The organism is Streptomyces sp. NPDC005402, assembly GCF_040606575.1.
Classification (GTDB): domain Bacteria; phylum Actinomycetota; class Actinomycetes; order Streptomycetales; family Streptomycetaceae; genus Streptomyces.
In genome coordinates this window covers 217,897-240,792 of the sequence record NZ_JBEXFB010000014.1, presented here as the reverse complement: position 1 = coordinate 240,792, position 22,896 = coordinate 217,897, and the positions used below count along the sequence as shown (strand labels likewise).

Below are 22,896 nucleotides of genomic sequence, written 5' to 3'. Positions count from 1 at the left end.
GTAGCATCATCGTAGCTACTTGTTGGTATGTGAACTAGCGCGAGGAACCAGGTGCCTCGCCGAACTCTTAACGGAGCCGTCGCCATGGGGCACTACAAGTCGAATCTGCGCGACATCGAGTTCAACCTCTTCGAAGTACTCGGGCGCGACAAGCTGTACGGCACCGGGCCCTTCGCGGAGATGGACGTCGAGACCGCGAAGAGCATCCTGGAGGAGCTGACCCGCCTCTCCGAGAACGAGCTGGCGGAGTCCTTCGCGGACGCCGACCGCAACCCGCCGGTCTTCGACCCCGAGACGAACACCGCGCCGGTCCCGGCGTCCTTCAAGAAGAGCTACAAGGCCTTCATGGACTCCGAGTACTGGCGGCTGGGCCTGCCCGAGGAGATCGGCGGCACCACCGCGCCCCGCTCCCTCATCTGGGCGTACGCGGAGCTGATCCTCGGCGCCAACCCGGCCGTGTGGATGTACTCCTCCGGCCCGGCCTTCGCGGGCATCCTCTTCGACGAGGGCAACGACGTGCAGAAGCACATCGCGAAGCTCGCCGTGGAGAAGCAGTGGGGCTCCACCATGGTCCTCACCGAGCCGGACGCCGGCTCGGACGTGGGCGCCGGCCGCACCAAGGCGGTCCAGCAGGAGGACGGCTCCTGGCACATCGAGGGCGTCAAGCGCTTCATCACGTCCGGTGAGCACGACATGGAGGAGAACATCCTCCACTACGTGCTCGCGCGGCCCGAAGGCGCCGGTCCGGGCACCAAGGGCCTGTCCCTCTTCCTCGTCCCCAAGTACCTCTTCGACTTCGAGACCGGCGAGCTGGGCGAGCGCAACGGCGTCTACGCCACCAACGTCGAGCACAAGATGGGCCTGAAGGCCTCCAACACCTGCGAGATGACCTTCGGCGACCGCCACCCCGCCAAGGGCTGGCTCATCGGCGACAAGCACGACGGCATCCGCCAGATGTTCCGCATCATCGAGTTCGCCCGCATGATGGTCGGCACGAAGGCGATCTCCACCCTCTCCACCGGCTACCTCAACGCGCTGGAGTACGCCAAGGAGCGCGTCCAGGGTCCGGACCTGGCCAACTTCATGGACAAGACCGCGCCCAAGGTCACCATCACCCACCACCCCGACGTGCGCCGCTCGCTGATGACGCAGAAGGCCTACGCGGAGGGCATGCGCGCCCTGGTGATGTACACCGCGGCCGTCCAGGACGAGATCCAGGTCAAGGAGGCGAACGGCGAGGACGTCTCCGTCGAGAACGCCCTCAACGACCTGCTCCTGCCGATCGTGAAGGGCTACGGCTCCGAGAAGGCCTACGAGCTGCTCGCCCAGTCCCTGCAGACCTTCGGCGGCTCCGGCTTCCTGCAGGAGTACCCGATCGAGCAGTACATCCGGGACTCCAAGATCGACACCCTGTACGAGGGCACCACCGCGATCCAGGGCCAGGACTTCTTCTTCCGGAAGATCGTCCGCAACCAGGGCGCCGCGCTGAACTCGCTCGCCGAGGACATCAAGAAGTTCCTCGCCCTCGGCACCGGCGGCGAGGACCTGGCCGGCGCCCGCGAGCACCTCGCCAAGGCGGCCGTCGAGCTGGAGGCCATCGTCGGCCTGATGCTGACCGACCTCGCGGCCACCGAGCAGGACGTCAAGAACATCTACAAGGTGGGCCTCAACACCACCCGCCTGCTGATGGCCTCCGGTGACGTCGTCGTCGGCTACCTGCTCCTCAAGGGCGCCGCGATCGCCGCCGAGAAGCTGGAGACCGCCTCCGCGAAGGACAAGGCGTTCTACACGGGCAAGATCGCGGCGGCGAAGTTCTTCGCGGCCAACGTGCTGCCCGGCGTGACCCTGGCCCGCAAGGTCGCCGAGGGCGTCGAGCTGGACCTGATGGAGCTGGACGAGGCCGCGTTCTAGGACACACCTGTACAGCTGCACACCCTCCTCACGAGAGCCCGCTCCCATCACCGGAGCGGGCTCTCGTACGTCGTTAAGGTGAACCCATGAGCGCACCCCACCGCTTCGACCGCGGCCACACCGACGACCTCATGACCTTCCTGGCGGCGAGCCCCACGCCGTACCACGCGGTGGCGAACGCCGCCGAGCGCCTGGAGAAGGCCGGTTTCCGCCAGGTCTCGGAGACGGACGCCTGGGACGGGTCGAGCGGCGGCAAGTACGTGCTGCGCGGCGGTGCGATCATCGCCTGGTACGTCCCCGAGGACGCGGCGCCCCACACGCCGTACCGCATCGTCGGCGCGCACACCGACTCCCCGAACCTGCGGGTCAAGCCGCTGCCGGACGCCGGGGCGCACGGCTGGCGCCAGGTCGCCGTGGAGATCTACGGCGGTCCCCTGATGAACTCCTGGCTGGACCGTGACCTGGGGCTGGCCGGCCGGCTGACGCTGCGGGACGGTTCGACGCGGCTGGTGAACGTGGACCGGCCGCTGCTCAGAGTCCCCCAGCTCGCGATCCACCTGGACCGCGCGGTGTCGTCGGACGGTCTCAAGCTCGACAAGCAGCGCCACCTCCAGCCCGTCTGGGGCCTCGGCCACGACGTGCGCGACGGCGACCTGATCGCCTTCCTGGAGGAGGAACTGGAGCTCGGCGCGGGCCAGGTGACCGGCTGGGACCTGATGACGCACTCCGTGGAGGCGCCCGCCTACCTGGGCCGGGACAAGGAGCTGGTGGCCGGCCCCCGAATGGACAACCTGCTGTCCGTGCACGCGGGCGTGGCCGCCCTGACCGCGGTGTCCGGCGCTCCCCGGCTGCCGTACATCCCCGTCCTCGCCGCCTTCGACCACGAGGAGAACGGTTCGCAGTCGGACACCGGCGCGGACGGGCCGCTGCTCGGCGGGGTCCTGGAGCGCGCGGTGTTCGCGCGCGGCGGGTCGTACGAGGACCGCGCGCGGGCCTTCGCGGGGACGGTCTGTCTGTCCTCCGACACCGGGCACGCCGTGCACCCCAACTACGCGGAGCGGCACGACCCGACACACCACCCGCGGGTCAACGGCGGCCCGATCCTCAAGGTCAACGTCAACAACCGCTACGCCACGGACGGTTCGGGCCGTGCGGTGTGGGCCGCCGCCTGCGAGCGGGCGGACGTGCCCTTCCAGTCCTTCGTCTCCAACAACTCCATGCCCTGCGGCACGACGATCGGCCCGATCACCGCGGCCCGGCACGGCATCAAGACCGTCGACATCGGGGTGGCCATCCTGTCGATGCACAGCGTCCGGGAGTTGTGCGGCGCGGACGACCCGCATCTGCTGGCGAACGCTCTGGTGGCGTTCCTGGAGGGGTAGTTCGGCAAAAGTGGGGGTACCCGGGTGTCCGGGCCGGAACTACCGGACCGGACAGGGAGGCGACACTCATGGGCCTCGGCGGGTGCATCATTCTCATCGCCGTGGGAGCAATCCTCACGTTCGCCACCGACTGGCACATGCAGGGGGTCAACCTCGACCTGGTCGGTGTGATCCTGATGATCGTGGGACTGATCGGCGTGACGACGTTCAGCAGCATCGCCCGGCGCCGGCGTGTGGTGGTACCGCCCACCACGCAGACGGTCGTCGAGGAGCGGCGTCAGGACGGATACTCCGACGGATACGGCGTGTAAGGGACATCGGGCGGCACGGCGGACGCACAGGGCGACGACAGACAACCGTGAGCAATCCGTAATCACGGTTGTCTTGTCCGCTTGTGTGGAGAGGCGACGCCACGCCCGGCACCCGATCCGGGATCACCGCGTCCCCACCGGCACGCCGCCCGCCGCGCCCACGCCGCTCCCGACGAACTCGACGGCCCGACGCGCCTGGTGGCGCTGATACCCGCCCACAACGAACAGGACCGCATCGCCGACGCGATCCAGGGCCTGTGGCGGCAGACCTGGCGCCCCGACCTGATCGTCGTGGTCGCCGACAACTCCACCGACGCCACCGCCGAGATCGCCGTCGCGCACGGCGCCCAGGTCTTCGCCAACGAGGGCAACACGCACAAGAAGGCCGGCGCCCTCAACACGGCGATCGCCTGGGTACTGCCCCATCTCGAGGACCGCGACCTCCTGTTGGTGCAGGACGCCGACACCGTGCTCAACCCCTGGTTCAACGAGACGGCCATCGGCACCTTCAACCGCAAGGTCGGCGCCGTCGGCGGGGTCTTCTACGGCGAGGACGGCGGCGGACTGCTCCAGCGCATGGAGTTCCACCGCTACGCCTGGGAACTGGAGCGCACCGGCGGCAAGGCCCAGGTGCTCACCGGCACCGGCACCATGTTCCGCGCCCGCGTCCTGCGCGAGGTGCGCGCCGCCCGCCGGGAGGGACGGATCGGCGGCGGCCACGGCTATTACAGCCTCGCCTCGCTCACCGAGGACGACGAGATGACCAAGGCGGTCAAGACCCTCGGCTACCGGGCCATGTCCCCGGCCGGCTGCGCGGTCACCACCGAGGTCATGCCCACCCTGGGCAAGCTGTGGCACCAGTGGCTGCGATGGCAGCGCGGGGCCCTGGAGAGCCTGCGCGACTACGGCTGGACACGTGTCACCGCCCGCTACTCCATGCAGCAACTCCTCATGGGCTTCGGCGCGCTGTCCTTCCTGGTCTACCTGACCTACATGGTCACCTACACCACGCTGTACGGCTGGCCCGGCTTCTCGCCCTTCTGGACCGCGATCGGGCTGGCACGCCGTCTACTTCACCTCGCTGTGGGGCCTGTTGCGCCGCAGCGAGGAGAAGTGGGAGGCGACGTGACCCTCGGATATGTACCCCTCATAGGAGAACAGCGCATGTACGGAAGAGTGATCGGTGCCGGGACGACCGGGGCCGGAGGCGCCACGCTGGCCGCGACCGGATTGTGGCTGAACGGCATGGCGATGGTGGTGGCCGCCACGACGTTGGTGGCGGCGGGAGTCGCTGTGGTCAAGCTGGTTCCGCGGAGGCGGTGACCGCTGCCCGGAGCCGTTCGTCCATACCGGCGAGGATCAGGGGGAGTCTGTTCGCTCCCCCCTCCCTCAGCAGAACCGGTACGCCCCAGTCCTGCTGGTGGACGTGACAGGCCGGGTACTCGTTGGCAGGGTCGTCGTCGCAGGACGCGGCCATCGCCGAGATGTGCAGCACGCCCCGTTCGATCGCGGGGTTCAGGTCGAGGGTGCGGGACAGGTCTGTCCCCGCGCCCTCGCCGTCTTTCAGCAGCTCGGGCGGGGTGGCGGAGACCAGCAGACGCGTCGAGGGGCCGTACCTGGTGTCCAGCTTCTGGCCCGCCGGGGCCTGGAAGACGACGTCCAGCCGGAGCCTGCCCGGAGCCACTTCGGTGGCCGCGCGCCGCGTGCGGTGGGCCGTCGACGCGACGCGTACGGCCTCCTCGGGCAGCCTGAGCCGGGTCAGCCGGTGCCGGGCCGACTCGACGACCACGATCTCCTCACCGACCAGGACCGCGTCGCTCGGCTCCCGCAGATCCGTGGCGAGGGTGGTGACCTCGCCGGTCGCCGGGTCGTAGCGGCGCAGGGCGTGGTTGTAGGTGTCGCTGACCGCGACCGAGCCGTCGGGCAGCGCGGTGACGCCCAAGGGGTGCTGGAGCAGGGCCTGTTCGGCGGTCCCGTCGCGGTGTCCGAAGTCGAAGAGGCCGGTGCCGACGGCGGTGTGGACGGCTCCGTCCAGGTCGACCCAGCGCAGGGCGGAGGTCTCGGAGTCGGCGAGCCACAGGCGCTCGCCGTCCGGTGACACGGAGAGGCCGGAGGGCTGGGCGAACCAGGCCTCGGCGCCGGGCCCGTCGACCAGGCCCTCGTTGGTGGTTCCGGCCACGGCCGCGACGGTCTCGTCGCCCGGGTCGTACGCCCACAGCTGGTGGACGCCGGCCATCGCGATCCACACCAGGCCGTTCCACACGGCCACGTCCCACGGGGAGGACAGGTCGGTCTCGCGCGCGGGGCCGGCGGTGGGGGAGCCCCGCCACCACTGGCGCCCGGTGCCGGCCAGGGTGGTGACCTCGCCGGTGCCGAGGTCGAGGCGGCGCAGGGCGTGGTTGACGGTGTCGGCGACGACCACGGAGCCCTCGTCGAGGAGGGCGAGCCCCTGCGGTTCGTTGAAGCCGGCCGTCTCCGCCGTGCCGTCGGTGAAGCCGCGCGCGCCGGATCCGATGCGCCGTACGACGCTCTCGCCGTCCTCCGCGAGCTCCACCAGCTGATGCCGGGTGGTGTCGCTGACCAGGAGGTTCCCGGACGGCAGCAGGAGCGCCTTGCCCGGGAAGCGCAGGGTGGTCGGCTCGGGCTCCGGCGCCACGTACGGCCCGTCGCCACGCCGCAGGGTGCCCTTCGCGCCGTGCTCGGCCTCCAGCTCCGTCACCAGCCGCTCGATCGCGTGCACATGCCCCTCCCCGGCGTGCTGCGCGACGACGTACCCCTCCGGGTCGATGACGACGAGCGTCGGCCAGGCGCGGACCGCGTACTGCTTCCAGGTGGCGAGCTCAGGGTCGTCGAGGACGGGATGCCCGACGCCGTAGCGCTCGACGGCGTCCACCACCGCCGCGTGCTCCGCCTCGTGCACGAACTTCGGCGAGTGCACGCCGATCACCACGACGGTGTCGGAGTGCTTCTCCTCCAGCTCCCTCAGCTCGTCGAGGACGTGCAGGCAGTTGATACAGCAAAAGGTCCAGAAGTCGAGGATGACGATGCGACCCCGCAGGTCGGCCAGGGTGTACTGCTTCCCGCCCGTGTTCAGCCAGCCGCCCTCGCCGGTCAGCTCGGGGGCGCGGACACGGACGCGGCGGGGTGCGGAATCGCTCATGGATCAAGGGTGCCACCCGGCACCGACAGTCACCTCAGCGTGTGTCCCGTCGTCACGTCCACATGGGCCGGGACCTCGTCGTGGCGGTCACCGACCGTGGAGGTGCCGGTCGGTTCGAGGAGGAGGATGTCGGTCGGTACGGGGGCGTACGGCTTGTGCTCGACGCCTCGCGGGACGGTGAAGACGGACAGCCGCGGCAGGACGACCGTGCGTTCGCCGGCCGGTTCGCGCAGGGAGATGTGCAGTTCGCCGTCGAGGACCAGGAAGAACTCGTCGGTGTCGTCGTGGACGTGCCAGAGGTGCTCGCCCTCGACGTGCGTGACGCGGACGTCGTAGTCGTTGACGGACGTGACGATGCGCGGGCTCCACTGCTCGGTGAAGGAGGCGAGGGCGGCGGCCAGGGCGACCGGTTCGGTTGTCATGGCGTCATCGTGCGGGGTGGTCGGGACGCCGTGCGAGTGCTAGGAATCGCGTATGCCGCAAGGATCCTCTCAACCGCGCCCTCGTCCGCACCGGGTCGCGGTCATCGTCGACGAGGGCACCAACCCCTTCGAGGTGGGCGTCGCCACCGAGCTGTTCGGGCTGCCGCGGCCCGAACTGGGGCTGCCGGGGCCGCTGTACGAGGTGACCTTGTGCACGCCGGCTCCCGAGGTCCGGATGAACCACGGCTTCTTCACGCTGACCGGGGTGCCCGGTCTCGATGCCGTGGACGACGCCGACACCCTCGTCGTGCCCGGGCGGCCGGACAACGTCGTCCCGCGCGGGGCGGCCGTACGGGAGGCGATCCGCCGCACGCACGCGCGTGGCGCCCGGGTGATGGGCCTGTGCACCGGCAGCTTCGCGCTCGCCGAGGCCGGGCTGCTGGACGGGCGGCGGGCCACCACGCACTGGATGTGGGCCGACGTCTTCCGCGAGCTGCATCCGCGGGTGCGGCTGGAGCCGGACGTGCTGTTCGTGGACGAGGGTGACGTCCTGACGGCGGCGGGCAGCGCGGCCGCACTCGACCTCGGGCTGTACGTCGTCCGGCGCGACCACGGCGCCGAGGTCGCCAACGCGGTGTCCCGCAGGCTCGTCTTCGCCGCCCACCGCGACGGCGGACAGCGGCAGTTCGTGGAGCGGCCCGTGCCCGACGTACGGGACGAGTCGCTGGGCCCGCTGCTCGCGTGGGCGCAGGAACGGCTGGGGGAGCCCCTGACCGTCGCCGACCTGGCGGCCCGCGCGGCCGTCTCCCCCGCGACGTTGCACCGCCGCTTCCAGGCGCAGCTCGGTACGACTCCGCTGGGCTGGCTGACGGGGGAGCGGGTGGCACTCGCGTGCCGGCTCATCGAGCGCGGCGAGGAGCGGCTGGACGTGGTGGCCGCGCGCAGCGGTCTGGGGACGGCCGCGAACCTTCGCGCGCGCGTGCGGCGCGAGACGGGACTCAGCCTGTCGGCCTACAGGCGGCGTTTCGGGACCGGCGCCGGGGAAGCGGTAACGGCATGAGATTCCTCGTACGCGACCGGCTCCTCGGCATCGGTGACGACTACTGGATCGAGGACGACCGGGGCAACAAGGTCTTCCTCGTCGACGGCAAGGCCATGCGGGTCCGGGACACCTTCGAGCTGAAGGACACCCACGGGCGGGTCCTGATCGACATCCGCCAGAAGATGTTCGCCCTGCGCGACACGATGGTGATCGAGCGGGACGGCGAGCCGCTGGCGACGATCAAGCGGAAGCGCCTGTCGCTGCTGCGCAACCACTACCGGGTGGCCCTCGCCGACGGCAGCACCGAACTCGACGTCAGCGGCAAGATCCTCGACCGGGAGTTCGCCGTCGAGTACGACGGTGAGCTGCTCGCGGTGGTCTCGCGCCGGTGGCTGCACGTCCGCGAGACCTACGGCGTCGACATCGTCCGGGACGACGCGGATCCGGCGCTGCTCATCGCGGTGGCGGTGTGCGTGATCCATCTCGCCGAGAAGGAGCGGGAGGACGACTGACGCGGCGATCGGGGGGTCAGAGCACCCGGTCCGGTCGGGGGTTCAGAGCACCCGGTCCGGTCGGGGGTTCAGAGCACCCGGTCCTTCAGGGCCGGGAACTGCTCCCGGGTCACGGCCACCTTCCCGGGGTCGAACTCCACCGTGAGGACCTCCTCGTCGGCGCCCGCCTCCGCGAGGACCTGGCCCCATGGATCCACCACGATCGAGTGACCGGCCTGAGGAACTCGCGCGTGCGTCCCGGCCGTTCCACAAGCGAGCACGAACGCCTGGTTCTCGACCGCCCGCGCCCGGGCCAGCAGCGTCCAGTGGTCGCGGCGGCGTTCGGGCCAGCCCGCCGGGATCACCAGGGTCTCGGCGCCCGCGTCGACGAGACCGCGGAAGAGTTCGGGGAAACGGAGGTCGTAACAGGTGGCGACGCCCAGGGTCGTCTCCGGAAGACGGACCGTCACCAGGTCCTCGCCGCGGCCCATCAGCACGGCCTCGCCCTTGTCGAAGCCGAAGCGGTGGATCTTGCGGTAGGAGGCGGCGAGTTCGCCTGAGGGTGAGAAGAGGAGGGAGGTGTTGTACAGAGTGCCGTCCGGGGCCCGTTCGGGGATCGAGCCCGCGTGCAGCCAGACGCCCGCGTCGCTCGCGGCCTTCGCCATGACCTCGTGGGTCGGCCCTTCCAGGGGCTCGGCCGCGCCGGCGAACTCCTCGAAGGCGAAGGCCCCGGTGGTCCACAGTTCCGGCAGTACGACGAGGTCGGTTCCGGCCTGTTCCCGTACCAGAGACGCCATGCGATGCCGACGCGATGCGACCGATTCGCCCTCATCCACGGCGATCTGGATCAGAGAGGCGCGCACACTACCACCGTCCTGGCATTCGAGCCGTCCATTACAGGCCTACGATCGTCACACGAAAGCACTGCCGGGGTGCCTCACAGCAGCGTAACTTAGCGTTCCAAGACACCCGCCGACAGCCACCGCCTCCACTGGCAACGACGCCATCACCAGCCCGTGCTCCGACCGCCGAGGGGTCCCGTTCCGTGAGTCTGCATCCCACCCTCCAGCCCTACGCCGACGCCTGGACCCACTCCATCGAAGCGATATCCGAGCTGGTGAACCCCCTCGTGGAGGGTGAGTGGAACCGCCGCACCCCCTGCCCCGGCTGGTCGGTGAGGGATGTGGTGTCCCATGTGATCGGCCTGGACTGCGAGATGCTGGGTGACCCGCGCCCCATCCACACCCTCCCCCGCGACCTCTTCCACGTCACCAACGACCACCAGCGGTATATGGAGATGCAGGTCGACGTCCGCCGCCACCACACGGCGCCGGAGATGACCTCCGAGCTGGAGTACGTGATCATCCGCCGCAACCGCCAGCTGCGGAACGACTCCCGCGACCCCGGCACGAAGGTGCGCGGCCCGCTGGGCACCGAACTGACCCTCGCGGAGTCCATGCGCCAGCACGCCTTCGACGTCTGGGTGCACGAGCAGGACCTGCGCACCGCCCTCGGCCGGCCCGGCAACCTCGACTCCCCCGGCGCGCACATCGCCCGTGACGTCCTTCTGGCCGCGCTCCCCGACATAGTGGCCGTCAAGGCCGACGCCCCGCGCAGCTCGGCGATCGTCTTCGACGTCCACGGCCCCATCGAGTTCCTGCGCACCATCCGCGTCGACATCCAGGGCCGCGGCACCCTGGAGACCGCCCCCGCTCTCGGCCCGGCCGCCACCCTCAGTCTCGACTGGGAGACCTACGTCCGCCTGGCCTGCGGCCGCGTGACCCTGGAGGCGGTGGCGGACCGCGTGAAGGCGGAGGGCGACCCGGAGCTGACGTCGGCGATCCTGAGGAACTTCTCGGTGACTCGGTAGGGCGCGGCTGCGGGCAGTCGTGCCGCTGGGGCGGCACGGGTGGGCGCAGCCCCGCGAGCACGGGGTGACGGGGTGGCGGAAACGGTCCCGGCGGCGTGCGCCTACGCGGGCACGTGGACGGTCTCCACCCGGCTCGCCACCAGCCGCTCCCGCTCCCGCCGGGCCGCCCGCCTGCGCAGCCGCAGGATCTGGCTGACGCCGAGCGCCTGGAGCACGAAGACGGAGGAGAAGGCGACGGTGTAGTTGTCGTCGGTCGCGTCCAGGAGCACACCGACGGCGAACAGGGTGGTCATCGACGCGACGAACCCGCCCATGTTCGTGATGCCGGACGCGGTCCCCTGCCGTTCCGGCGGGTTCGCCGGCCGCGCGAAGTCGAAGCCGAGCATCGACGCCGGCCCGCACGAGCCGAGCACCACGCACAGCACGATCAGCAGCCACATCGGCGCCCGGTCACCGGGGTAGGCCAGCGTGGCCGCCCACAGCAGGGCCGTCGCCGCCACCGTCCCGAGCGCGAGGGGCAGCCGCGCCCCGTGGTGCCGGGCGACGACCTGGCCGTAGACCAGGCCGACGGCCATGTTGGACAGCACGACGAGAGTGAGCAGTTCGCCCGCCACCGCCCGGGACAGCCCCTGCGCCTCGACCAGGAACGGCAGGCCCCACAGCAGCAGGAACACCATCGCCGGGAACTGGGTCGTGAAGTGCACCCACAGTCCGAGCCGGGTGCCGGGCTCCCGCCAGGACGCGGCGATCTGCCGGCGTACGTAGGCGGCCCCCTGGTGCGGGAAGGGCTCCGGTTCGTGGCCCTCGGGGTGGTCCTTGAGGAAGAGCAGCAGCAGGACCAGGACGACGACCCCCGCGAGCGAGCTGCCCGCGAACGCCGGTGTCCAGCCGATGCCGTGCAGCAGCCGGGCCAGGACCAGCGTGGAGACCAGGTTGCCCGCCATGCCGACGAGCCCGGCGAGCTGTGCGACCAGCGGTCCGCGCCGGGCGGGGAACCAGCGGGTGCCCAGCCGCAGCACGCTGATGAAGGTCATGGCGTCGCCGCAGCCGAGCAGGGCGCGCGAGGCGAGGGCGGTGCCGTACGACGGTGAGAACGCGAAGCCGAGCTGTCCCGCCGTGAACAGCACCACGCCGAGCGTCAGGACCTTCTTGGTGCCGAGCCGGTCGACGAGCAGGCCGACCGGTATCTGCATGCCGGCGTAGACGAGGAGCTGGAGGATCGAGAAGGTCGACAGGGCCGAGGCGTTCACATGGAAGCGGTCGGCGGCGTCGAGGCCGGCGACGCCGAGGGACGTACGGAAGATGACCGCGACGAAGTAGACGGAGACGCCGATGCCCCACACGGCCATCGCGCGCCGGCCGCCGGGAGGGTCGCCGGGGAGCCTGGTGTGGCTCATCGGACCTCACCCCGGGCGAGGTGGGAGAACCACTCGACGTGTCCGTGGATCAGGCCCACGACCGCCTCCGCGTCACCGGAGCGCAGGGCCGTCAGGATCTGCTCGTGCTCGACGAGGGTCTTGGTGATGCGGTCCGGGTGGGCGTGCATGACGGCGACGCCCATCCGGAGCTGGCGGTCGCGGAGCTGGTCGTAGAGCCGGCTGAGGATCTCGTTGCCGCCGCTGCGGACGATCTCGGCGTGGAAGCAGCGGTCGGTGACGGCGGCGCCGGCCAGGTCCCCGGCGGCGGCCTGCTCCTTCTGCCGGGCGAGCAGTTCTTCGAGGCGTGCGATGAGCTGCGGGGAGGCGGGTACGGCCTTGCGGGCGGCGTGGCCCTCGACGAGCTGCCGGGTCTCGACGACGTCGGCGATCTCCTGGGCGGAGACAGGAAGGACCAGCGCTCCCTTTTTCGGGTAAAGCTTGATCAGCCCTTCGACCTCAAGGCGCAGCAGCGCTTCTCGCACAGGCGTGCGGGAAACCCCGACGGCCTCGCCGAGCTCGCCCTCGGTCAGCAGGGTTCCACCCTCGTAACGGCGGTCCAGAACGCCCTGCTTGACGTGGGCGTAGACGCGATCGGCGGCGGGAGGCTGTTTCACGGCCATGCTCATGCCCACAGCATAGATACAACACGTACGCATAATGAGTCCCGTCCACCATTCGGACCCGACAGGAACTCTCACCGACGAAAGCCCCACCCGCCCCAGCCGGGGCACAACCTTGTGTGCTACTTACGTGTCACACACGTGCGGCCCCACTTTCTTCCCCTTTCAACTCGGCCGCACACCAGGGGCATTCGACGTATTCGGGGTATTTCAGTTGATTACCGCCATCAAGGGCCTCCGCGTCCGCAGAGCCGCAGCCGTCGCGATCACGACCGGCGCAGTGCTCGCCACCGGAGCTCTCACCGCGGCACCCGCGCAGGCGCTCACGACGCCGACCATCACCGCCAAGGGCGGGTTCCTGATGAACAGCGCGACCGGCACGACCCTCTACAGCAAGGCGCCGAACACGAAGCGGCTCACCGCTTCCACCACGAAGATCATGACCGCGAAGGTCGTGCTCTCGCAGTCGAACCTCAACCTGGACGCCAAGGTCACGATCAAGAAGGCGTACAGCGACTACATCGTCTCCAAGGGCGCTTCGTCCGCTCACCTGATCGTCGGCGACAAGGTGACCGTCCGTCAGCTGCTCTACGGGATGATGCTGCCGTCCGGCTGTGACGCCGCGATGGCCCTCGCCGACAAGTTCGGCTCCGGCTCGACGGTCTCCGCGCGCACGAAGTCGTTCATCGCGAAGATGAACACGACGGCCCGGAGCCTCGGCATGACGAACACGAAGTTCGACTCGTTCGACGGCATAAGCAATGGTGCGAACGCCTCGACACCGAAGGACCTCACGCTGCTCGCCCGCAACGTGATGAAGAACTCGACCTTCAAGTCCGTCGTGAAGACCAAGTCGTACACGGCCAAGACGATCACCAAGACCGGCAGCACCCGCACCATGGGTGCCTGGACGAACACCAACACCCTGCTCGGCTGGAACGGCACGCTCGGCATCAAGACCGGCTCGGGCACCGACTCCAAGTACTGCCTCGTCTTCGCCGCCACCAAGAACGGCGAGTCCGTCATCGGCGCTGTCATGACCGCCTCGTCGGCGGCCAACCGCACGACCGACGTGAAGAAGCTCATCAACTACGGCTACGCGAAGATCAGCTGACGCCGACTGCCACGAAGGGGTCCGTCGCCGGTGGGCGACGGGCCCCTTCCGCATGTCGGGGCACCGGTCGCAAGGAGAATAAGGGGGATTCCCTCGCATTGGTGAACATCGTTACGTGGATTGGCATATCGGAACTTCTCGGCCCTAGTTTCCGCTGCGGAGGTGGTTCACATGAACGAACCGAGCAAGCGGCCCGAGGCGGGCAAGAGGCATGAGGCGATCGACGTCGGTGACTTCGTCTATGCGGCGACCGGACACCGGATTCGGCGGCTGACCATGCCGGACGGGAACCACTGGTTTCCGGCGGTGGACGTGTGCAAGCAGCTGGGGCACACCAATCCGCAGAAGGCACTCTCCGACCATGTTCCGGAAGACCACCGAGACATTCTCGAGACCCTAACTGGAGGTTACGGTCTCAGCATTCCCGCAGGTAGAGAGTGGCGACGAGACCTGAACGTCATCTCTCTCCAAGGTCTCATCCTCCTCGTCAACGCCTGCACCAAACCCGACTGCGCCCCCTTCAAGCAGTGGGCCGCCGAGGTGATCGAGACTGTCCAGCGGGAGGGGTCCTACACTCTCGAGGAGGCCGAGGTGCAGCCCTCTGAACCGGGCGCCCCGATTGCCTACGCCATGCCGGAGCAGGTCGCCGAGGCGATCGTCCGGCTGGAGGAACGCAACCTCCAGGCGGACGAACAGCTCGCGGTCTCCCAGCACAGGATGATCGCGCTGCAAGAGGAGATCGTGGGGACGCAGAGGGAGATCCTGGAGACGCAGCGGGCCGCCCTCACCGCCCAGCAGACCATGGCCCTGGCCATGGAACGCATCGCGGACCGGCTCGACTCCCTGGTCCTCGAACGCCCGGCCCCCACCGTCGACTTGTCCACGCCACCGACGACGGAGTCCGTGCTGGCCGACTGGCGCCGTCGGTTGTCCGTGACGGAGGACGTCTGGACCGTGGCCGTCGTCATCGCGCCGGTTCTCGTCGAGGAGGGTGAGCTCCGGCGGCCGCTCGAATCGATCGCGGCTCGGACGGGACTGTCCGTGCACCGCGTCAACGAATGCCTGCGGCTGTTGCGCAAGCACGCCTGCATCCGCTCCCAGGGTGCGTCGGAGGACGGGGCTCCGGTATACGTGCTCAACCTGTCCTGACCCGACCCGGTGAATGGCTGAAGGGACGGCCGCAACGCAAACTTGCGGCCGTCCCTTCAGTGCTGAACAACTTGTCCGCTGCTCGCGGGTCACGCCCAGGTGATGAGTTTCTTCGGCTGTTCCAGGATCGCCGCCACGTCGGCCAGGACCTTGGAACCCAGCTCACCGTCGATCAGGCGGTGGTCGAAGCTGAGGGCCAGGGTGGTGACCTGGCGGGGCTTGACCTTGCCCTTGTGGACCCAGGGCTGGAGCTTGATCGCGCCGACGGCGAGGATCGCGGACTCGCCGGGCGGCAGGATGGGGGTGCCGGTGTCGACGCCGAAGACGCCGACGTTGGTGATGGTCACCGTGCCGCCCTGCATGGCGGCCGGCGAGGTGCGGCCCTCCTTCGCCGTGGCCACCAGCTCGCCCAGTGCCTCGGCCAGTTGCGGGAGCGTCTTCGCGTCGGCGTCCTTGATGTTCGGGACGATCAGGCCGCGCGGGGTGGCCGCCGCGATGCCCAGGTTGACGTAGTGCTTGAGGACGATCTCCTGGTTGGCCTCGTCCCAGGACGCGTTGACGCCCGGGTTGCGCTTGATCGCGACGAGGAGGGCCTTGGCGATCAGCAGGAGGGGGTTGACCCGCAGCCCCGCGAAGTCCTTGTCCTGCTTGAGCTCCTCGACGAGCTTCAGGGTGCGGGTCACGTCGACCGTCACGAACTCGGTGACATGCGGGGCGGTGAACGCCGAGCCGACCATCGCCTGGGCGGTGGCCTTGCGGACGCCCTTGACGGGGACACGGGTCTCACGGACCGCGTCGTAGGAGGCGGCGGGTGCCGCCGGGACTGCCGGGGCCTGGGTCACCGGGGCCTGCGTGACCGGGACCGGCGCCTCGGTCGGGGTGGCCGCCGCGTGCACGTCCTCGCGGGTGATGATGCCGTCCGGGCCGGAGGGGATCACCGTGGTCAGGTCGACGCCCAGGTCCTTGGCCAGCTTGCGTACCGGGGGCTTGGCCAGTGGACGGGACCGCTCGGCAGCGGCCGCCGGCGCGGTGGGGGCCGGGCCATGGCCGTTGAGTTCGGTCTGGATCGTCACCGAGGCCTGCTGGAGCGGCAGTTCGGGGCCCTTGCGGGGGCGGCGCTTGGTCGAGGAGACGGCCACGCCGTAGCCGACCAGGACCGGCTGACGGCCCTCCGGCTTCTTCTCAGGGGCGGCGTCGGCCACAGCGGTCCCGGACGCCTCGGCCGGTGTCTCCGCAGCCGCGGGCGCTCCGCCCGCCACGTCGATCGCGATGATCGACGTGCCGACGTCGACCGTGGTGCCCTCGGGGAAGTGCAGGTCGCGTACCACCCCGTCGTAGGGGATGGGCAGTTCGACGGCCGCCTTGGCCGTCTCCACCTCGCACACCACCTGCCCGTCGGTGACCGTGTCGCCGGGCTGGACATACCACTTGAGGATCTCCGCCTCGGTCAGGCCCTCGCCCACGTCCGGCATCTTGAACTCGCGTACGGACGCATCCGTCATCGTCGTCACGGCCTCTCCTCAGTACGCCAGCGAGCGGTCGACGGCGTCCAGTACCCGGTCCAGACCCGGCAGGTACTCGTCCTCCAGACGCGCCGGCGGATAGGGGGCGTGGTAGCCGCCCACCCGCAGCACCGGCGCCTCCAGGTGGTAGAAACACCGCTCGGTGATCCGGGCGGCGATCTCCGCGCCGGAGCCGAAGAACACCGGCGCCTCGTGCACCACCACCAGGCGGCGGGTCTTCTCCACCGAGGTCTGGATCGCGTCGAAGTCCAGCGGCGAGATGGACCGCAGGTCGAGAACCTCCAGCGACCTGCCCTCCTCGGCGGCCGCGTCAGCGACCTCCTGGCACAGCTTGACCATCGGACCGTAGGCGACCAGCGTCAGATCACTGCCCTCGCGGACCGTGCGCGCCTTGTGCAGCGGGCCGGGGATGGCTTCGGTGTCGACCTCACCCTTGTCCCAGTAGCGCCGCTTGGGCTCGAAGAAGATCACCGGGTCGTCGCTCTGGATGGCCTGCTGCATCATCCAGTACGCGTCCGACGGGTTCGACGGCGAGACCACCTTCAAGCCCGCCACATGCGCGAACAGCGACTCCGGGGACTCGGAGTGGTGCTCGACCGCGCCGATGCCGCCGCCGTAGGGGATCCGCACCACGACGGGCATCTTGACCTTGCCCAGTGAGCGGGCGTGCATCTTCGCCAGCTGGGTGACGATCTGGTCGTAGGCCGGGAACACGAACCCGTCGAACTGGATCTCCACCACCGGCCGGTAGCCGCGCAGCGCCAGGCCGATCGCGGTGCCCACGATGCCGGACTCCGCGAGCGGGGTGTCGACGACGCGGCTCTCGCCGAAGTCCTTCTGCAGGCCGTCGGTGACCCGGAAGACGCCGCCGAGCTTGCCGACGTCCTCGCCCATGACCAGGACCTTGGGGTCGGTGTCCAGGGCCCGCCGCAGCGACTCGTTGATCGCCTTGGCCAGCGCCATGTTCTTGCTTGTCACACTCTCCGCCGCCATGATCAGGCCCCTTCCCCATCCGCGAACGACGCCTGGTAGGCGGCGAAACCGGCCCGCTCCTCATCGACCAGCGCATGCCCGTCCGCATACGCGTGGTCGAACATCGCGAAGCGGTCCGGGTCCGGCATCGCACGGACCGCCTCACGCACTCGCCTGCCCAACGCCTCGGACTCGGTCTCCAGTTCCGCGAAGAATCCCTCGTCCGCGTGGTTTGAGGCCTCCAGGTACCGGCGCAGGCGCAGGATCGGGTCCTTCGCCTCCCACGCCTCGCGCTCCTCGTCGGCCCGGTACTTGCTCGGGTCGTCGGAGGTGGTGTGGGCGCCCATCCGGTAGGTGTACGCCTCGACGAGCGTCGGCCCCTCTCCCGCGCGGGCCCGCTCCAGCGCCCACTTGGTGACGGCCAGCGACGCGAGCACGTCGTTGCCGTCGACCCGTACGCCGGGGAAACCGAAGCCCTGCGCGCGCTGGTAGAGCGGTACGCGGGTCTGCTTCTCGGTCGGCTCGGAGATCGCCCACTGGTTGTTCTGGCAGAAGAACACCACCGGGGCGTTGTAGACCGCGGAGAAGGTGAACGATTCGGCCACGTCGCCCTGGCTGGAGGCACCGTCGCCGAAGTAGGCGATGACCGCGGAGTCGGCGCCGTCCTTGGCGATGCCCATCGCGTAGCCCGTGGCGTGCAGCGTCTGGGAGCCGATGACGATCGTGTAGAGGTGGAAGTTGTTGCCGTTCGGGTCCCAGCCGCCGTTGTTCACCCCGCGGAACATGCCGAGCAGGTTGGTCGGGTCGACCCCGCGGCACCAGGCCACGCCGTGCTCGCGGTAGGTGGGGAACACGTAGTCGTCGTCGCGCAGTGCCCGTCCCGATCCGATCTGGGCGGCCTCCTGGCCGAGCAGCGAGGCCCACAGGCCCAGTTCGCCCTGGCGCTGGAGGGAGGTGGCCTCGGCGTCGAAGCGGCGGGTGAGCACCATGTCGCGGTAGAGGCCGCGGAGCTCTTCGGGGGTGATGTCGGCGACGTACTTGTCGTACTCGGCGTTCTTGACGCGCTTGCCCTCGGGCGTCAGCAGCTGAACCAGTTCGGGCTTGGTGCTCGGGGACTTCCTCGTCCCGGCGCTGCGTCGCGGCTTGCGCGCGGCAGTGCTCTCCACGGTCACGTGTGCTCCTCCGTCGGTCCGGCCCCCGGGGTTGCCGGGTGTACCAGTGCGGCTCACCTGTTGCCGACACCCGTGCACGGGGTGGGTGCCACTCGGCCGGAACAGGCGTGACAGGTGCCCCGGCGAGCGCCCTGCAAGAATCACGTTACCCAGTGCTCCACATTTCTGTGAAACCCCCTTTGACCTGCGATTTTGCTTGGATTTCCAAGTAAATCGGAAAAGGGCCGAAGGGGTGCTGGTCACAGCCTTGCAGGAGGCCGGAGCAACGGCACGTTATCCCGTCCACCCAGGTCACCGGAAGACTTTCCGTGTTTGACTTGTGGATTGCACGAAAAAGGAGAAATCGGTTTTTCCCCTCGCCGACGCGTACGGCCGTCGGCGCGCCGGCGGCCGCGCGTCGCCGAGATCGAGCGCTTCGGAGACGTCCGTGACCGAAGGAGACCGATCGGGACTCACTGTGTCAGTCTGTGACTGCCCGTGACAACGCCCAGCTCACGGCCCTTGCTCGTGCCCTAGCATCTGGCGCGTGCCGCGCTCTCCCGTACCACCCCTCATGCCTCACGCGCCCCCACTGGGCGCCCTCCTCCGCCACTACGCCGCCGGGTCCGCCCTAGCCTGCGATCCCGTCGACCAAGGCCTCCTCAATCGCGGCTACCGGCTCCGCACGACCCGCGGCCGCTACTTCCTCAAGCACCACTTCGACCCCGAGACGGCCACCCCTGAGGCGATCGCCCGCCAGCATCGCGCCACCCAGCGCCTGGCCGCCCTCGGCGTTCCGGTCGCCCCGCCCTTCCCCGCCCACGACGGCCGCACGGTCGCGGTCGTCGGCGGCCACGCCTATGCCCTCCACCCCTGGATCGAGGGCCGCCACCGCCACGGCGCCCAGCTCACCGCCGAGCAGTGCGGCCGGCTCGGGGCGCTGCTGGGCGTGGTGCACGCGAGCCTGGAGCGGGTGATGCCGGTGCAGGGCTGCGAGCGGACCGAAAAGGGTGCGCGGGCAGGCGGGGGCGCACGCACCGACGCAAGCGCCCCGGACACCGCCCCGGACACGCCGGACCGTGGCGCCGCACCAACGCACCACACCCCGGCGCGAGCCGGCAGCGCCCGTTCGGGAAAGCCGCACGCCGGTCACCCGGCCGCCAGGAACGCCGGGACCGCGACCCCTGACGCGGACCCCGTCGACGCGGGTGCCGACCCCGCCACCACCTTCGCCCTCATCGACGACCTCCTCGCGCGCGTGCGCCGGCACCGGCCCGCCGACTCCTTCGACGAGCTGGCCCGGCACCGGCTCCTGGAGCGGCGTGCCCTGCTCGAACTGCACGTGGGACGGCGGCCTCCGCACGGCGGACCGGTGGGCTGGGTGCACGGGGACTTCCACCCCTTCAACCTGCTCTACCGGGGCGACGCCCCCGCCGCGATCGTCGACTGGGACCGGCTCGGTGTGAAGCCCCGCGCCGAGGAGGCCGTACGCGCCGCCGCGATCTTCTTCGTACGGCCCACGGGGACGCTCGACCTGCCGAAGGTGCGGGCCTACGCGCGCGCGTACCGGCGTACGGCGAAAGCCACGCCCTCGGAACTCGCGGCGGCCGTGCACCGCGTGTGGTGGGAGCGTCTCAACGATTTCTGGATGCTGCGCTGGCACTACGAGCGCGGCGACACCCGCGCGGACCCCCAGTTCCCGGCGGCCTCCGCGCTGGTGGTGTGGTGGACGCGGGAGTACGACGCGGTGTGCGACGCGTTCGTGGGCTGACGCGGGGCCCCGGAAACGGCACGCGCGCGTGGCCCCGGGGACGGGCGCCACGCGCGCGTGAAGCGCCGAGGTCGATCAGGAGTCGCCGCCGTCGCCGCCACCCGCGCCTTCGACGAGGCCGCCGCCGGTCGGGTCCGCCGAGTCCGTGGGCTCCGCCGAGTCCGTGGGCTCCGGCGAGTCGGACGGCTCGGTCGCCGTCTCGGACGGCTGCGTGGCCGAGGGCGAAGGCGTGTAGGAGGGCGTGTACGACGGCGTATAGGACGGCGTGTAGCCGGAGTCGCCCGAGGTGCCGCTGTCGTCCGTGGACGTGTCGGTCTCCTCGCTCGTCGTGTCGTCGCTCGGCGTCTCGCTGGGCGTCTTGTCGTCGGTGGTCTTCGAGGTGGTCGGCGACACGGAGCTGCCGGTGCCGCCACCGCTCCCGCCACCGCCGCCGCCGTTGAGTGCCAGGGCGACGCCCGCCGCGACGGCGATCACCGCGAGGACGGCGAGGATCCACAGCTTGCCGCGGCCGCTGCCCCGGTTGCCGTGGTTCTCGAAGCCGCCGTCGTCCCCGCCGCCGTAACCGGAGGGCAGGATCTGCTGCGGGATCTGGGTGGTGCCGGAGGGGGCGCCGGAGTGCGGCAGCACGCTGGTGCTCGCGAAGCCCGCGGCGGCCGCGCCGCGGCCGTCGTGCGCCGTGACCGGGCCGGTGTTCCAGGTGCCGGTGTGACCGCCCTGGTCGTACAGCATCTGCAGGCCGTACTGGACGAGCCCGCGCATCTCCTCGGCCGTCTGGAAGCGGTCGTCCGGCTCCTTGGCGAGCGAGCGCATGACCAGGCCGTCGAGCTCCGGCGGGACGGCGTCGGAGACCTGCGACGGAGGCGTCGGGATGTCCTGGACGTGCTGGTAGACGACGGACAGCGGGGTCTCGCCGGTGAACGGCGGCCGCAGCGCGAGGAGTTCGTAGAGGAGACAGCCCGTGGCGTACAGGTCGGAGCGGTGGTCGACGGCCTTGCCGAGGGCCTGCTCCGGGGAGAGGTACTGCGGGGTGCCCATGACCATGCCGGTCTGCGTCATCGTCGTGGACGCGCCGTGCAGGGCGCGGGCGATGCCGAAGTCCATCACCTTGACCGCGCCGTTGTGCGTGATGATCACGTTGGCGGGCTTGATGTCGCGGTGCACGATGCCGTGCTGGTGCGAGTAGGCGAGCGCCTCCAGGACACCGGAGACGATGATCAGGGCCTGCTCGGGCCCCGGCGCCTCGGCGTTGAGCAGCAGATCCCGGATCGTCCGTCCCTCGACGATCTCCATGACGATGTACGGCACCGACTGGCCGCCCACGAAGTCCTCGCCGGAGTCGTACACGGCGACGATCGCGTGGTGGTTGAGGCCGGCCACGGACTGGGCCTCGCGCGTGAAGCGGGCCTTGGAGGTCGGGTCCTCGGCGAGGTCGGCCCGGAGCAGCTTGACCGCCACGGTGCGGCCGAGCCGTACGTCCTCGGCCGCGAACACCTCGGCCATACCGCCCCGGCCGAGTCTGCGGGTCAGCCGATATCGGCCGTCCCCCACCAGTCCGCCGTTACCCCACAGCTCCGGCGCATCTGACATTCCGCCGCCAGTCGCCTCGGGGTCGGACGGGCCCTGAGCGCGCTGCTGCTGTGCCATCGGTCCTCGCCGTCGTTTCTGCCCGCGGTGCGCGCGGTGTTGTTACGGTCTCCGTCGGCCACGCTACAGCCTTCACGCAAGCCGCCGGTCCGGGATGAGCCCGGGGACCGGCCCGAGACGGACCGGCCATCAAACCTGTACTGCGTCTCGGCGTGCAAATCCTGTGTACCGGCGGTGCGGCGCCTGTAACGTCCGCGCGACCTTTCTTTCGCGTACGGTCACGGAACGGGCACCGCGTCCGACGGGCCGGCGCGGCAGGACTCCGTGGCCAAACTCACGAAGAGAACCCGAACGAGCGTTTCCCCCAGGTGACATGGCGCAGGTGGCACGGCACAGGCGACATGAAGGGCCCGGCAGCCTCGGCCGCCGGGCCCTTCTCGGTCGGGGAGTTACAGGTACGGTCCGCCCGTGCGACCGCCCGCGCGCGGGTCGCCGCCCTCCTCGTGACCGCCGACGCCCGGCGGGAGCGCGCGGCGCATCTGTTCCAGCTGGGCCCGCGCGGCCATCTGCTGGGCGAACAGGGTGGTCTGGATCCCGTGGAAGAGACCCTCCAGCCAGCCCACCAACTGGGCCTGCGCGATCCGCAGTTCCGCGTCGCTCGGGGTCGCGTCCTCGTTGAAGGGCAGGGAGAGCCGCTCCAGCTCCTCCACGAGCTCGGGGGCGAGCCCGTCCTCCAGCTCCTTCACCGAGCTGTGGTGGATCTCCTTGAGCCGGGCCCGGCTGGCCTCGTCGAGGGGAGCCGCGCGCACCTCTTCGAGCAGCTGCTTGATCATGCTGCCGATCCGCATGACCTTCGCGGGCTGCTCGACCATCTCCGTGACCGGGACCTCGCGGGAGTCGTCGTCACCCCCGCCGCCCAGTGCCATCCCGTCCTGGCCCACGACCAGGATCTGAGGGCTTTCCGGCGAACCTTCGTTCCTCGGCATCTCCATGCCGCCATTCTCT

20 protein-coding genes are annotated in these 22,896 nt (G+C 70.1%); 10 read left to right on the top strand and 10 right to left on the bottom strand.

Annotated elements, in window-relative coordinates:
* The first annotated feature begins 84 nt into the window (after positions 1 to 84).
* The 4 genes from ABZT02_RS27055 (at position 85) to ABZT02_RS27040 (ending at position 4,927) form a co-directional block, all read left to right on the top strand.
* Positions 85 to 1,911, top strand: coding sequence for an acyl-CoA dehydrogenase (locus ABZT02_RS27055; protein ID WP_356021642.1), 1,827 nt, complete (start codon positions 85 to 87; stop codon positions 1,909 to 1,911).
* A gap of 86 nt (positions 1,912 to 1,997) precedes the next feature.
* Complete coding sequence (locus ABZT02_RS27050) at positions 1,998 to 3,293, top strand: M18 family aminopeptidase (RefSeq protein WP_356021640.1); 1,296 nt, start codon at positions 1,998 to 2,000, stop codon at positions 3,291 to 3,293.
* Positions 3,294 to 3,361: 68 nt separating this feature from the next.
* Entirely contained in the window at positions 3,362 to 3,604 is a 243-nt protein-coding gene (locus tag ABZT02_RS27045) for a DUF6458 family protein (RefSeq protein WP_356021638.1), read from the top strand.
* 81 nt (positions 3,605 to 3,685) lie between these two features.
* Positions 3,686 to 4,927 carry a glycosyltransferase family 2 protein gene (locus ABZT02_RS27040; protein ID WP_356021636.1) on the top strand — a complete coding sequence of 414 codons (1,242 nt, stop codon included), beginning with the start codon at positions 3,686 to 3,688 and terminating at the stop codon, positions 4,925 to 4,927.
* Here ABZT02_RS27040 and ABZT02_RS27035 read toward each other — a convergent pair.
* Both ABZT02_RS27035 and ABZT02_RS27030 read right to left on the bottom strand, forming a co-directional pair.
* A complete protein-coding gene (locus ABZT02_RS27035) occupies positions 4,902 to 6,764 on the bottom strand; it encodes a thioredoxin-like domain-containing protein (protein WP_356021634.1) in 1,863 nt (620 codons plus the stop codon). The genes ABZT02_RS27040 and ABZT02_RS27035 overlap by 26 nt on opposite strands.
* Positions 6,765 to 6,793: 29 nt before the next feature.
* Positions 6,794 to 7,186 (bottom strand): cupin domain-containing protein, encoded by a 393-nt coding sequence (locus ABZT02_RS27030; RefSeq protein WP_356021632.1) that lies wholly within the window; start codon positions 7,184 to 7,186, stop codon positions 6,794 to 6,796.
* Positions 7,187 to 7,238: 52 nt separating this feature from the next.
* Here ABZT02_RS27030 and ABZT02_RS27025 point away from each other — a divergent pair, with 52 nt between their 5' ends.
* Both ABZT02_RS27025 and ABZT02_RS27020 read left to right on the top strand, forming a co-directional pair.
* Entirely contained in the window at positions 7,239 to 8,246 is a 1,008-nt protein-coding gene (locus ABZT02_RS27025; protein ID WP_356021630.1) for a helix-turn-helix domain-containing protein, read from the top strand.
* Positions 8,243 to 8,740: an LURP-one-related family protein gene (locus tag ABZT02_RS27020; RefSeq protein ID WP_356021628.1), complete on the top strand. Its 498-nt coding sequence runs from the start codon at positions 8,243 to 8,245 to the stop codon at positions 8,738 to 8,740. Before ABZT02_RS27025 ends, ABZT02_RS27020 begins: the two co-directional genes overlap by 4 nt.
* Positions 8,741 to 8,808: 68 nt before the next feature.
* Here ABZT02_RS27020 and ABZT02_RS27015 read toward each other — a convergent pair whose 3' ends face one another.
* Positions 8,809 to 9,582 carry a carbon-nitrogen family hydrolase gene (locus ABZT02_RS27015; protein ID WP_356021626.1) on the bottom strand — a complete coding sequence of 258 codons (774 nt, stop codon included), beginning with the start codon at positions 9,580 to 9,582 and terminating at the stop codon, positions 8,809 to 8,811.
* A gap of 182 nt (positions 9,583 to 9,764) precedes the next feature.
* Here ABZT02_RS27015 and ABZT02_RS27010 point away from each other — a divergent pair, with 182 nt between their 5' ends.
* Positions 9,765 to 10,589 (top strand): maleylpyruvate isomerase family mycothiol-dependent enzyme, encoded by an 825-nt coding sequence (locus ABZT02_RS27010; RefSeq protein WP_356021624.1) that lies wholly within the window; start codon positions 9,765 to 9,767, stop codon positions 10,587 to 10,589.
* A 101-nt stretch (positions 10,590 to 10,690) separates the two neighbouring features.
* Here ABZT02_RS27010 and ABZT02_RS27005 read toward each other — a convergent pair whose 3' ends face one another.
* A complete protein-coding gene (locus ABZT02_RS27005) occupies positions 10,691 to 11,986 on the bottom strand; it encodes an MFS transporter (protein WP_356021622.1) in 1,296 nt (431 codons plus the stop codon).
* Positions 11,983 to 12,633, bottom strand: a complete 651-nt coding sequence (locus ABZT02_RS27000) for a GntR family transcriptional regulator (protein ID WP_356021620.1) — start codon at positions 12,631 to 12,633, stop codon at positions 11,983 to 11,985. Before ABZT02_RS27000 ends, ABZT02_RS27005 begins: the two co-directional genes overlap by 4 nt.
* A gap of 208 nt (positions 12,634 to 12,841) precedes the next feature.
* Here ABZT02_RS27000 and ABZT02_RS26995 point away from each other — a divergent pair, with 208 nt between their 5' ends.
* Together ABZT02_RS26995 and ABZT02_RS26990 are read left to right on the top strand one after the other, a co-directional pair.
* A complete protein-coding gene (locus ABZT02_RS26995) occupies positions 12,842 to 13,741 on the top strand; it encodes a serine hydrolase (protein ID WP_356021617.1) in 900 nt (299 codons plus the stop codon).
* Between the two features lie 171 nt (positions 13,742 to 13,912).
* A complete protein-coding gene (locus ABZT02_RS26990; RefSeq protein WP_356021615.1) occupies positions 13,913 to 14,890 on the top strand; it encodes a Bro-N domain-containing protein in 978 nt (325 codons plus the stop codon).
* 89 nt (positions 14,891 to 14,979) lie between these two features.
* Here ABZT02_RS26990 and ABZT02_RS26985 read toward each other — a convergent pair whose 3' ends face one another.
* From ABZT02_RS26985 to pdhA, 3 genes are read right to left on the bottom strand one after another with little or no spacing between them, the layout of a single operon-like run.
* Positions 14,980 to 16,401 carry a dihydrolipoamide acetyltransferase family protein gene (locus tag ABZT02_RS26985; RefSeq protein ID WP_356021613.1) on the bottom strand — a complete coding sequence of 474 codons (1,422 nt, stop codon included), beginning with the start codon at positions 16,399 to 16,401 and terminating at the stop codon, positions 14,980 to 14,982.
* A gap of 9 nt (positions 16,402 to 16,410) precedes the next feature.
* Entirely contained in the window at positions 16,411 to 17,406 is a 996-nt protein-coding gene (locus tag ABZT02_RS26980) for an alpha-ketoacid dehydrogenase subunit beta (protein WP_356021611.1), read from the bottom strand.
* A 2-nt stretch (positions 17,407 to 17,408) separates the two neighbouring features.
* On the bottom strand, positions 17,409 to 18,557 hold the full coding sequence (gene pdhA / locus ABZT02_RS26975) for a pyruvate dehydrogenase (acetyl-transferring) E1 component subunit alpha (protein WP_356021609.1): 1,149 nt from the start codon (positions 18,555 to 18,557) through the stop codon (positions 17,409 to 17,411).
* Positions 18,558 to 19,110: 553 nt separating this feature from the next.
* Between pdhA and ABZT02_RS26970 the strand changes: the two genes are divergently transcribed.
* The gene (locus ABZT02_RS26970; protein WP_356021607.1) at positions 19,111 to 20,307 is read left to right on the top strand and encodes a phosphotransferase; all 1,197 of its coding nucleotides are present in this window, start codon (positions 19,111 to 19,113) and stop codon (positions 20,305 to 20,307) included.
* A 75-nt stretch (positions 20,308 to 20,382) separates the two neighbouring features.
* On the opposite strand, the gene ABZT02_RS26965 is transcribed toward ABZT02_RS26970, so the two are convergent.
* On the bottom strand, positions 20,383 to 21,951 hold the full coding sequence (locus ABZT02_RS26965) for a protein kinase (protein WP_356021605.1): 1,569 nt from the start codon (positions 21,949 to 21,951) through the stop codon (positions 20,383 to 20,385).
* A gap of 389 nt (positions 21,952 to 22,340) precedes the next feature.
* Complete coding sequence (locus tag ABZT02_RS26960; RefSeq protein WP_356021603.1) at positions 22,341 to 22,883, bottom strand: bacterial proteasome activator family protein; 543 nt, start codon at positions 22,881 to 22,883, stop codon at positions 22,341 to 22,343.
* Between the last annotated feature and the right edge of the window lie 13 nt (positions 22,884 to 22,896).